This is a genomic window from Variovorax sp. PBS-H4 (assembly GCF_901827205.1).
In the GTDB taxonomy this organism is placed as follows: domain Bacteria; phylum Pseudomonadota; class Gammaproteobacteria; order Burkholderiales; family Burkholderiaceae_C; genus Variovorax.
Genome location: NZ_LR594675.1, coordinates 2,771,002 through 2,783,023 on the forward strand (window position 1 = coordinate 2,771,002; position 12,022 = coordinate 2,783,023).

Sequence of the window (12,022 nt, forward strand, 5' to 3'; positions counted from 1 at the left end):
GGCTGGTGCCCCGCAGCCGCACCGGGTTCCTATGATTTCCCCGCGCAACTTTTTCAACAAGAGGCCCGGCGATGGATTTCGGAAACTTCATTCTGATGCAGCAGCGAAACAAGGAAGAGACCTTCTGCCGGACCCGCAAGATCCGGCCAGGGACCGGAATTGTCGTCGTTCTGCTTTGCCAGGGAGAGGTGGCCTGATGGTCCGTGACCGGCAGAAATTCTCCGACCTGCTCGCCGAGGTGCGTCGGTTCATCCGGACCGAGTGCTTGCCCCTGGAGGAAGAGGTGGATCGCTGCGACGCCATCCCCGAGCCGCTGGTCCGGCGCATGCGCGAGACCGGCCTCTTCGGCCACAGCATTCCCGAGGCGTATGGCGGCGCGGGCCTGAGCACGGAGGAGCTGTCGCTGGTGAACATCGAGGTCTCGCAGGCCGCGACAGCTTTCCGGGCGCGCTTCGGCGGCAACACCGGCATCGCCGCCGAATCGATCGTGGTCGACGGAACCGAAGCGCAGAAGCAGCAGTATCTGCCGCGCCTCGCCAGCGGCGAGTTGACCGGCTGCTTTGCGCTGACCGAGCCTGAGGCCGGCTCCGACGCGACAGCGCAGGCCACCGTGGCGGTGCGCGAGAACGATGGCTATGTGATCACCGGCAGGAAGTGCTTCATCACCAATGCGCCCATCGCGAGCCTGTTCACCGTCTTCGCCAGGACAGACCCCGGCAAGAAGGGGGCCGACGGCATCAGTGCCTTCCTCGTCGAACGCGGCGCGCCGGGGCTGTCGACCTCGCAGCCCTGCCGCAAGATGGGGCAGCACGGCTCGCCGGTGGGCGAGGTCATCCTCGAGCGTGTTCGTGTTCCGGCGTCGGCCATCGTCGGCGGCCTCGAGGGGCAGGGCTTTCGCACGGCCCTGAAGACGCTGAACAAGCAGCGCATCAACCTGGCCGCCTTGTGCGTCGGGCCCGCGATTCGCCTGGTGGAGGAAATGGCGCGGCATGCGCAGTCGCGCCGGCAGTTCGGCCAGCACATCGGCGACTTCCAGCTCGTGCAGCAGATGATCGCCGAGAGCAACACCGAGGTGCATGCGGCGCGCGCGCTCGTGCTGGAGACCGCGCGCAAGCGCGACGATGGCGCCGATGTCACCATGGAAGCGTCCATGTGCAAGCTCTTCGCCTCCGAGGCCTGCGGCCGGATCGCGGACCGGGCCGTGCAGGTGTTCGGAGGCCGTGGCTACATCGCCGGCAACGTGGCCGAGCGCTTCTACCGCGACGTACGCCTTTTTCGTCTGTACGAGGGGACGAGCCAGATTCACCTCGTCAACATTGCCAGGCGCACCATGGCATCGGTGCAGGCGCAGCCGTGAGACGCACTCGTCGTCTTCGGCAATTCCCTCAAGGCTGACCGACGACGACACCTTCGTACGGTTGCAGTAGCAGCGTCCCTTTTTCAATCTGCTCGGCGCGGGTGGGATCCGTCGATGCCAGCACGATCGACCGGTTCGGCACCATTCCGGCCGGCAGGGCGGCGGCCGTGGCGCCGAAGTTCAGCAGCACCACCACCCGCTGGCCCTCGAAGGTGCGTGCATACGCCAGCACGTCCTCGCTTTCCAGGCTCTCGTAGCGGCCCCGGTTCAGCGCCGGCCGCGCCCGCCGCAGCGCAATGAGCCGCCGATACAGCGTCAGCATGGATCCTGCGTCTGCCGTCTGCGATTCGACGTTGCGGCGGGCCCAGTCGTCGGCCAGGCGCAGCCACGGGGTGCCGGTGGTGAAGCCTGCGTGCAGTGCACTGCTCCACTGCATCGGCGTTCGCACCGGATCGCGGCCTTGGCCCAGGCCCGGCGCGCTCTTCTCGCTCGGGTCCTGCACTTCTTCCGGCGGAATGGCAACGTCCGTCATGCCGATCTCGTCGCCGTAGTAGAGCGTGGGTGTTCCGCGCAGCGTGAGCAGCAGCATGGCCGCGAGCCGCGCCATCTGCGGACCGACGCGGCTCGCGATGCGGGGCTTGTCGTGGTTGCCCAGCACCCAGTTCGGTGCGGCGCCGGCAGGCAGGGCGGCTTCGTAATCGCGCACCAGCTGGCCGATGTCCCGGGCCTGCCACGTCGCGCCGATCAGCTGGAAGTTGAAGGGAAGCTGCACCCCTTGGAGCACGCCGTCGTCGCCGAGCCCGTAATACGCCACCAGGCGTGGGAGCGGCAGGTAGAGCTCGCCCACCAGCACACGCGCCGAGGCCGCACTGCTGAATGCATCGACCACGCGCCGGATCTCCGCCACGATCTCCCGCATCTCGGGCTGGTCGGTGTTGTGCTGCGGTATCCAGCGCAGCACCGGATGCTGCCCCTCGACGAAGGCCGGATTGGGCGGGTTGTCGCGGAACTGCGCGTCCTTGACGAGATCGGAGAGCACGTCGACGCGAAAGCCGTCCACGCCGCGCCGCAGCCAGAAGCGCAGCACCTCGTACATCGCCGCGCGGACCTCGGGGTTGCGCCAGTTGAGATCGGGCTGCTCCTTCAGGAACGAATGGCTGTAGTACTGGCCGGTGGCGGGATCGAGCGTCCAGGCAGCGCCTCCGAAATTGCTGACCCAGTTGTTGGGTGGACCGCCATCGGGCGCCGGATCGCGCCACAGGTACCAGTCGCGCCGCGGATCGTCGCGTGCGCTGCGGCTCTGCATGAACCAGGGATGCCGGTCGGAGGTGTGGCAGGGCACGAAGTCGATGATGAGCTTGAGCCCTCGCGCGTGCACCTCGCCGACCAGGGCATCGAAGCCGGCCAACGTGCCGAAGCGCGGATCGATGTCGCAGTGGTCGGCGATGTCATAGCCGAAATCCACCATGGGAGAAGGAAAGATCGGCGAGATCCAGAGGGCGTCGACGCCGAGGGCGACCAGGTGGTCGAGCCGCGCGCGGATGCCGTCGAGGTCGCCGATGCCGTCGCCGTTGCTGTCTTGGAACGACCTCGGGTAGACCTGGTAGAAGATGCCGTGGCGCCACCAGTCGTCTGCCGACATCTTCATCCTTTCAACACAACTCGACGACCTGGCGCAGCAACCCTGTCGGCTCGGCACTCGGTCCGGCGAGGATCTCGACCTCGCCCGCCTCGAACTGGGGCTGCAGGTCCGGGCCGAGGTGGCGCAGCTCGGCCGCCGGCAGTTCCAGCTTCACGGAGCCGGCTTCGCCGGGCTTCAATCGCAGCTTCGCGAAGCCCTTGAGTTCCAGCAGCGGCCGGGTAACGCGGCTCAGCTTGTGGCGAACGAAAAGGAAGACCGTCTCTTCGGCCTCGCGCGCGCCGACGTTGCGCAGGCGCAGGCTGATCGCAAGCCGATCCTGTTCGCGCACGCGCCGCGGCTCGACCTGGAGCTCGCCGTAGTCGAACCGGCCGTAGGTCAGGCCGTGGCCGAAGTCGTACAGCGGCGTATTGGCCACGTCCAGGTACTTGCTCGTGTAGTGGTCGGCGGGATTCATCGGCCGGCCAGTGGGGCGCTGGCCGAAGAAGATCGGCACCTGCCCGAGGGCGCGCGGCCAGCTCATGGTCGTGCGACCGCCAGGCGACACGCGGCCGGTCAGCACGTCGGCCATCGCATGGCCGGCCTCGACGCCGAGGAACCACGCTGCCAGCAGCGCATCGGCGTGTTCGGCCAGCCAGGGGACGACCAGCGGGCGGCCCGAGAACAGCACCACGATGACGGGGATGCCTAGCGTGCGCGCGCGGGCGATCACCGCTTCGGCCAGGGCCTGCTGCAGCCCGGGGAGGGCAGGCGTGGCGCGGCTCGCCGCCTCGCCGCTCATCGGCGCGCGCTCGCCCAGGCACAACAGCACGGCGTCGGCGCCATTGCACAGCTGCGCGGCGGCTTCGATGCCGCTGTCGTCTGCATCCTCGATGCCGACGCCTGTCGCATGGCGGATGTCGGTCTGCGGCAGCGCGGCGCGCAGGCCGGCCAGCACGCTGACGGCCGGCTCGTGTTCGCCGGCACCCCACCAGGGGCCTTTCATCTCGGTGCTCGCGTCGGCCAGCGGGCCGATGACGCACAGCGTCTTCGCATGCGCAGGCAAGGGAAGGGCGTCGCGCTCGTTCTTCAGCATGACGATCGACTTGCTTGCGACCTCACGCGCCAGCGCGTGCCGCTCGGCGATGGCTGCCGCCGGCTCCGGTGCCGCGCCGCGGCGGTAGGGGTCGTCGAACAGGCCGAGCTGCTCCTTGAGCCGCAGCACGCGGCGCACGCTCGTGTCGATCTCCTCGATGGTCACGCGGCCCTGCTCGAGCGCGATCGGCAGGCCCTTGCGGTACGCGTCGGCCATCATGTCGATGTCGACGCCGGCCTTCAGCGCCAGCACCGCGGCGTCGGCGAGATCGGCGGCCACGCCGTGCTTGATGAGCTCCCCGATGGCGTTGTAGTCGCTGACGATGACGCCGTCGAAGCCCATCTCGCCGCGCAGCCAGTCGCGCAGCAAGGGGATGTGCGCCGTCATCGGCACGCCGTTGAGATCGGTGAAGGCCGGCATCAGCGTCGCGACGCCGGCGCGGACTGCCGCCGCGAAGCCCGGCAGATGCACCTCGCGCAGGGTTCGCTCGGAGATGTCCACCGCAGCGTACTCCCGACCGGCAGTGACCGCGCCGTAGGCGACGAAATGCTTCGCACAGGCGGCCAGCGATTCGGCAGACGACAGGTCGGCCCCCTGGAAGCCGCGCACCTTGGCCTGCGCCATGCGCGCGTTGAGCCAGGGGTCTTCGCCCGGGCCCTCGGCAGTGCGGCCCCAGCGGGGATCGCGCGACACGTCGAGCATCGGCGCGAAAGTCATCGCCAGCCCGTCGGCGGCGCCTTCGCGCGCAGCCTCGCGCGCCGTGCGTTCCCAGAGAGCTTCATCGAAGATGCCTGCCTCCGCGGGCGGGATCGGAAAGAGCGTGCGATGCCCGTGGATGATGTCCAGGCCGATCAGCAGCGGAATGCCCAGGCGTGACTTCTCGACCGCCAGCCGCTGCATCTCGTGCACATGCCCGGCGCCGACCATGTTGAGCAGGTTGCCGACGGACCCGTCGATGATCGACTGCGTGGAGTCCCCTGCAAGCACCGGCCCGGTGACCGTGTAGCTGGACGCTGTCATCGTCAGCTGGCCCAGCTTTTCGGACAAGGTCATCCTTGCCATGAGGGTGTCGATACGACTCATCGAAGAACTCCAGAATGCAACCCAGGGGGCTCAATAATGGCATGCTGCGGGGGGTCGCCGGCCGCGTAGCGCCGAGGCCTCGATGAAACCAAACGTGACGCACCCCCGTCGACGAAAGGAGCTGTTGGTGTTGAAGGATGACCGAAACCCGAGGGCCCTGGCGGCCCTGCCCGATGAAGACTTGATCGAGGCCGTGCAGCGCCAGACCTTCCGCTATTTCTGGGACGGCGCGGATGCCACCAGCGGGCTGGCGCTCGACCGCCGCTCGCTCGCCGGCGACACCGATGGGGACAAGGCCGCGATCGGCGGCACGGGCTTCGGCGTCATGGCCTTGATCGTCGCGGTCGAGCGCGGCTGGGTGACGCGGGACGCAGCACTTGACCGCCTGCGGCGCATGCTCGACGCCCTGTTCCGTGCCACCCGCTATCACGGCGCCTTCGCGCACTTCATCCATGGGCCGAGCGGCAAGACGATCCCGATGGGCGCCAAGGACGACGCTGGCGATCTGGTCGAGACCTCGTTCCTCATGATGGGCCTGCTGTGCGTGCGCCAGTACTTCAGCGAAGACACGGCCGCTGCGCGCCGGCTGCGCGCCGACATCGACACGCTCTGGCACGAGGTCGAATGGGACTGGTTCACCCAGGGCGGGCAGGACGTGCTGTACTGGCACTGGAGCCCGAACCACGGCTGGGCGATGAACCATCAGATCCACGGCTGGAACGAGTGCCTCATCACCTACTTCCTGGCCGCGGCCGCGCCGCGCCATGCGATCGATCCGCGGGTCTATCACCGCGGCTACGCCAGCGGGCCCGACTTCATCAACGGTCGGCAGTACTACGGCATCGACATGCCGCTGGGCTCGGCCTACGGCGGGCCGCTGTTCTTCACGCACTATTCGTTCTGCGGCCTCGATCCGCACGGGCTGAAGGACCGCTACGCGGACTACTGGGATCTCAACAGCCGCCACCTGCGGATCAACCGCGCCCATTGCATTGCCAACCCCCGGGGCTACCCGGGCTACGGCGAATCGTGCTGGGGCCTGACGGCCAGCGACGACCCGGACGGCTACCTCGCGCACGACCCGAGCAACGACAACGGCACCATCTCGCCGACGGCTGCGCTGGCCAGCTTGCCGTACGCACCTGCCGAAGTGATGCAGGTGGTGCGGCATTTCCTCGGCGTGCATGGCACGCGGGTGTGGAAGGACTTCGGCTTCGTCGATGCGTTCTGCGAACGGCGCGGCTGGTTCGCCGAAACCCATCTCGCCATCGACCAGGGCCCGATCGTGGTGATGATGGAGAACCATCGGACGGGCCTCCTGTGGAAGCTGTTCATGAGCGCGCCCGAAGTCCAGACCGGGCTGCGGCGCCTGGACTTCACCAGCCCGCATCTCGCGGCATCGGAGGCATGAGCTCGCGCGCGACCCACCTGCAAGACCCGGCGTTCGAGTCCTGGCTCGACACCCAGCTGGGCTGTTCGGCGAAGGCGATGTTGTCCAGCATCTCGCCGGTGTCGATCGTCAAGGATCGCTCCGGCTTCGGCCAGACCGTGCGGCCGATCGCCGGTGCCATCGTCGCCTCGCCCGTGCTCGGCAGCTATGACCCGGACCCGGACTACTTCTTCCATTGGTTCCGCGACTCCGCCGTGGTCATCGATGCCCTGCGCCTGCTCTACGTCGACCGGCGCGTCGGCGACGAAGCCCTGCAGCATCTGCGCGACTTCACCGGCTTCAGCCTTGCCCTGAACGGGCTCGACGGCCGCGCGATTGCCGCGGTGTCCGACCGCAGGTCGCGGGTGGCGCCCGACTTGCTGCAGTACCTGCGCGATGACGCAGAACTCGCGAGCGTCCACGGCACGGTCTCCGCCGAGACGCGGGTGAATCCCGACGGCACGCTCGACATCCTGCGATGGCCGCGCCCCCAGCACGACGGGCCGGCGCTGCGCGCGCTGGCGCTGCTGCGCTGGGTGAATGGCGGGTACCTCGACCCCTCCCTGCTGGCGGAAGTGGGGGCCTTGATCCGCCTGGACCTCGACTTCACGCTGCGTCACTGGCCCGAGCCTTCGTACGACATCTGGGAGGAGGAAAGCGGCCATCACTACTACACGCTGCGCGTCTCGGCGGCCGCGCTGGCCCAGGGTGCGGCATGGCTCGAGGGCCTGGGCGACACGGCGCAGGCGCAGCGCTGTCGGGAGGCGTCGCAGGCCGCACTCACCCAGCTCGACGGGTATTGGGTGAACGAACAGGCAGGCGATGGCGATGCGGCGCCGGGCTACTACCGCTCACGCGTGCTGGCGGACGGCCGGCCGAGTGCGAAGGCGCTGGACATCGCGGTGATCCTGTCGGCGATCCATGCCCTCGGTACCGAGCCCGCCCATGGCCCGGCCGATCCACGCATGCAGGCCACGCTGGCCCGGCTCGAGGCGCTGTTCGATGCGGCCTACCCGATCAACCACGGCCGTCCCGAAGGCCGCGGCCCGGCGATGGGCCGGTACGCCGGCGACGTGTACTACTCGGGGGGCGCGTACTACTTCTCGACGCTCGGCGCCGCCGAGTTCTGCTTCCGCGCCGCGGCGGCGGGCGGCGATGCACGCCACCAGAGCCAATGGACACAGCGCGGAGATGCCTACCTCGCCACGGTACGCGCGTACACGCCGGCCAATGGCGATCTGTCGGAGCAGTTCGATCAGCGCAGCGGCGTGCAGACCTCGGCGAAGCAACTGGCCTGGAGCCATGCCGCATTCATCTCGTGTGTCTCGGCGCGCAGGGTCGCGGCCGCAGGCCAGCCGCGGCGGCAATGAGCGCGGCGTCGCCGAATCTCGCCGAGCCGGCCGTCAAGACCGGTGTGGTCCGCCAGGTCGGTGAACTGCTCGGCGCGGTGCGAGTGTCCGCGGTCGGGAAAACGCTTGCCGCGCTTTCAGGCGGGATCGTGGTGGTCATCGCGCTCACGGCCTACGGGCAGATCTCGCTCAACAGCTGGAACAAGCCGTTCTACGACGCGATCTCGCGTCGCGATGTCGGCGACTTCATCGAACAACTCGGCATCTTCGCGATGATTGCGGGCGTGCTGCTGGTGCTGAACGTGGCGCAGCGGTGGCTGGTCGAAACCTTGCAGCTGAAGTTGCGAGAGGCCTTGGTCACCGACCTCGTCGGGCTGTGGCTGCAGCCGCGCCGGGCGTTCTGGCTCCAGGGCAGCGGCCCCATCGGTGCCCATCCGGACCAGCGCATGCACGACGACACGTTGAAGCTGTGCGACCTGTCGGTCGGCCTTGGCGTGGGGCTGCTGCAGGCAGCGATGCTGTTCGGCAGCTTCGCAAGCGTGCTGTGGGTTCTCTCGAAGGACTTCAACATCTTCTTCGACGGCAAGGACCATGCCTTGCCGGGTTTCATGCTGTGGGCCGCGATTCTCTATGCGGTCGCCGGCTCGTTGATGACCTACTGGGTCGGCAAGGGCCTCGTGTTGCGCAACGCCGAGCGCTACGCGCGCGAAGGTGAGTTGCGCTTCTCGCTGACGCGCATCAACGAGCATCTCGACGGGATTTCACTGGCCGGCGGCGAGCCCGACGAAAAACGGCGCGTCGCCCTGCACCTGGGCGAAGTCCTGCATGCCACGTCGCGCGTGGTGCTCGGGCTGACCAACCTGACGTGGGTCACCGCGGGCTTCGGCTGGGTCACCGTCATCGCGCCGCTGCTGGTTGCGGCACCGCTGTACTTCACCGGGAAGGTGTCGTTCGGGGGCCTGATGATGGCCGCTGCCGCCTTCACGCAGGCGCAGTCGTCGCTGCGCTGGTTCGTCGACAACTTCAGCCTCATTGCGGACTGGCGGGCCACGCTGCTGCGCGTCGCCGGCCTGCGCCAGGTGCTGGCGGCCGAGCTGGAGGCGCAGCCCTTGGGCAGCCGCATCGTCTATGAGGAGAGCGAAGCCCGAACCCTCGAGATCGAAGCGCTCGAGGTCCGCGCCTGGATCGGCCATGACCGGCTCGACGCCTCGGACCTCGTGGTGCACGCCGGTCAGCGCCTGTTGATCCTGGGCACGCCCGGCACCGAGAAGACCTTGCTGTTCCGGGCGCTCGCGGGTCTGTGGCCCTGGGGTTCCGGCACGGTGCGCCTGCCCCGCGGCGAGACGATCCACTACATGCCGCGCGGTACGCCCTACCTTCCCCGCGGCACCCTGGCCGAGGCGTTGTCGTACGGGATGGCGCCATCGAGCTACGAGAGAGATGCCATGGCATCCGCGCTGGAGAGCGTGGGCCTCCAGCGGCTGGCGCCCCTGCTGGACACGACGGGCCGCTGGGAGCGCGAGCTCAGCATGGACGAGCAGCTGCGGCTGGGCTTCGCCCGCGTGGTGCTGCAGGCGCCGCCCTGGCTGGTGATGGACGAAGCCTTCGGTGCGTTCGACGACGACACGCTCGAACTCATCATCGACGTGCTGACCACCAGGCTCGCGCACACGGGCATCGTCCACATCGGCTCGGCCGGAGAGGCGCACGGCCGGCTGTTCACGCAGGTGGTGCATCTGGTCAAGGCGCCAGTGGTCGAGCCGGTCGCACCGGATGATGCGCAGCCAGCCGCGCACGAGGATGCCCAATGAGCCTGTTTTCTCGTCGCGCGCTCATGCTGCTGTTGCTTGCGCTGCCGGCCTGGGCACGGGCGCTGGATTTCGGCTTCAGGCCACCCGGCGACCCTGACGATCCCGCTGCGGCGGACGTGATGCGAGACCTGGCGCAGCGCATCGTGCCGGTCTACCAGGAGGCCGAAACCGACGCGTTCCTTGCCAACATGACGGCGCTGCAGATCGTCAGCGGCGCCTACCGTGCAGCCGCCGACAGCAACAGGACCCTGCGCGGCCGCCAGCAAGGCAAGCCCTTCGACGGCCTGGCCGAGCGCGCGGTCCTCGACGGTATCTATGCGCGTGCGCTCGCGCTCGAAGCGAACGAGCGACTCGGCTTTGCCAAGGCCTTTGCGCGCGCGTTCCAGGAACTGGTGACGCCGCTCGACGATGCTCGGGCCTCGGCGGTCATCGCGCGGCTCGAGATGCCGGCCGCGGCCTACCGGGAGCCGGTGCAGCAAGCCTTCGATCAGTGGCGAGCGAAGGGCAGCATCCCGCAGGCCGACGCGGTGGCGCTGGTGCGCGCCTGGCTTGCCTACCAGTCCCGCCGCAGCTTCGCCGCGCTGCTGCCGGAACTGGTCGCGGCGGAACAGAGCCGCCGCTACGCCGCGGAAAGCGAGATCGTCCGGATCCCCGTGCGCTCGGGTGTCGTCATCCACGCGAACGTGGTCCGGCCCGGCGGCGCCAAGACTCCCTTGCCGACCTTGCTGCGCTTCACGCTCGATCCCGCCGAGGACGACGCGCAGCGCAGCGCCCTCAAAGGCTACGTCGGCGTCACGGCGTACGTGCGGGGCCGCACCCCCGACGGAAAGGGCGCCGTGTGGCCCTTCGTTCGAGACGGCGAAGACGCCGCAGCCGTCATCGGCTGGATCGCCCGGCAGCCGTGGAGCGACGGCCGCGTCGGCATGCTCGGCGACGGCTACTCCGGCTACGCCGCCTGGGCCGCCGCGCGCAGGAGACCGGCGGCGCTCAAGGCCATCGCCACGATGGCACCGATGGCGCCGGGCATCGACTTCCCGATGGCTGGACAGATCTACCGCAACGCCATGGTCCGCTGGGCGCAGGAGCACGCGAGCGGCCTGCCCCTGCGCCCCGGCACAAGCGCCGAGCAGGACACGCGTTGGCAGGCGCTCGACGCGCGCTGGTACAGCATCGGCGGCCCCTACTGGGACATCGACCGGGTCCTGCTGGGCAAGCGCAGCAAGCTGATCCGGACCTGGTTGACGCACCCCAGCCACGATCGCTACTGGCGCAAGTTCCTGCCGTCTGCCAAGCAGTTTGCGCAGATCGACATCCCGGTGCTCGGCATCGCCGGCTACTACGGTGCCGAGGCCGGCGCGCTGTACTTCCACCAGGAGCATCGCCGCAACCGGCCGCAGGCCGACACGACGCTGCTGATCGGCCCCTACGACGCCGACTCGATCCGGCTCGGCACGGCAGCGCAGCTGCGCGGCTACACGCTCGACCCGACGGCGCGCGTCGATCTGCCCGAGCTGCGCTACCAGTGGTTCGACCACGTGTTCAAGGGCGCGAAGAAGCCTTCGCTGCTGCAGGATCGCGTCAATTACCAGGTGATGGGCGCCGACGAGTGGCGCCATGCGCCGGCGCTGGACGCGCCGGATCGCAACCGGCTGCGCCTGTACCTCGACACCCGCGAGCGAGACGGCCCTCGTCGCCTCTCGCAGTCGCCTTCCGAAGGGGACGGCAGCGCGCAACTCTCGGTCGACCTTGCCGACCGCAGCGACGCGCGCATTCCGTGGCCGGACGCGCTGCGCGCCAGGCAACTGCCCGGGCGCAACAGCCTCCGCTTCGCCAGCGATCCGCTGCCGAAGGACATCGAGATCGACGGCAGCCTGCGCGGGGAGTTCGACATCACGCCCTCGCGGCAGGACGTGGACTTCAGCGTCTCGCTGTACGAAGAGACGGCGAACGGCGACTACCAGCTGCTGTTCGAGCCCTACGACTTCCGTGCCAGCTACGCGGGGCATCGCGTGTATCGCCACCTTCTGCGGGCCGGCGAGCGCCAGTCGCTTGCGTTCACCGCCGAGCGCCTGACCGCTCGCAAGCTCGCGGCGGGCAGCCGGATCGTGCTGCTGGTCGGCCTCGTCAAGCGCCCCGACCGGCAGATCAACTACGGCAGCGGCAAGGACGTGAACTCCGAGACCCTCGCCGACGCGAAACGGCCGGTGCGCGTGCGCTGGCACGCGGGCAGCCACGTCGAGATCCAGACCCGCGGGCCCTGAGAACGCCGGCCGTGAGAG

General features: G+C 68.9%; 7 protein-coding genes. 5 read left to right on the forward strand and 2 right to left on the reverse strand.

Going from position 1 to position 12,022, the window contains the following annotated elements; genetic code table 11:
* Window positions 1-196 precede the first annotated feature (196 nt).
* Entirely contained in the window at window positions 197-1,357 is a 1,161-nt protein-coding gene (locus E5CHR_RS13065) for an acyl-CoA dehydrogenase family protein (RefSeq protein ID WP_162580220.1), read from the forward strand.
* A 28-nt stretch (window positions 1,358-1,385) separates the two neighbouring features.
* Here the strand turns inward: E5CHR_RS13065 and E5CHR_RS13070 are convergent, their stop codons facing one another.
* Both E5CHR_RS13070 and E5CHR_RS13075 read right to left on the reverse strand, forming a co-directional pair.
* Entirely contained in the window at window positions 1,386-2,999 is a 1,614-nt protein-coding gene (locus tag E5CHR_RS13070; RefSeq protein ID WP_162580222.1) for an alpha-amylase family glycosyl hydrolase, read from the reverse strand.
* A 10-nt stretch (window positions 3,000-3,009) separates the two neighbouring features.
* On the reverse strand, window positions 3,010-5,154 hold the full coding sequence (locus tag E5CHR_RS13075; RefSeq protein ID WP_162580224.1) for a glycoside hydrolase family 3 N-terminal domain-containing protein: 2,145 nt from the start codon (window positions 5,152-5,154) through the stop codon (window positions 3,010-3,012).
* Window positions 5,155-5,281: 127 nt separating this feature from the next.
* Between E5CHR_RS13075 and E5CHR_RS13080 the strand changes: the two genes are divergently transcribed.
* The 4 genes from E5CHR_RS13080 to E5CHR_RS13095 are packed head-to-tail and all read left to right on the forward strand — an operon-like array spanning window position 5,282 to window position 12,004.
* Window positions 5,282-6,565 (forward strand): glucoamylase family protein, encoded by a 1,284-nt coding sequence (locus E5CHR_RS13080; RefSeq protein WP_232062050.1) that lies wholly within the window; start codon window positions 5,282-5,284, stop codon window positions 6,563-6,565.
* On the forward strand, window positions 6,562-7,953 hold the full coding sequence (locus E5CHR_RS13085; RefSeq protein ID WP_162580228.1) for a glycoside hydrolase family 15 protein: 1,392 nt from the start codon (window positions 6,562-6,564) through the stop codon (window positions 7,951-7,953). Before E5CHR_RS13080 ends, E5CHR_RS13085 begins: the two co-directional genes overlap by 4 nt.
* The gene (locus tag E5CHR_RS13090) at window positions 7,950-9,743 is read left to right on the forward strand and encodes an ABC transporter ATP-binding protein/permease (protein WP_162580230.1); all 1,794 of its coding nucleotides are present in this window, start codon (window positions 7,950-7,952) and stop codon (window positions 9,741-9,743) included. Before E5CHR_RS13085 ends, E5CHR_RS13090 begins: the two co-directional genes overlap by 4 nt.
* The gene (locus E5CHR_RS13095) at window positions 9,740-12,004 is read left to right on the forward strand and encodes a CocE/NonD family hydrolase (RefSeq protein ID WP_162580232.1); all 2,265 of its coding nucleotides are present in this window, start codon (window positions 9,740-9,742) and stop codon (window positions 12,002-12,004) included. The genes E5CHR_RS13090 and E5CHR_RS13095 overlap by 4 nt, the downstream gene beginning before the upstream one ends.
* Window positions 12,005-12,022: the final 18 nt, after the last annotated feature.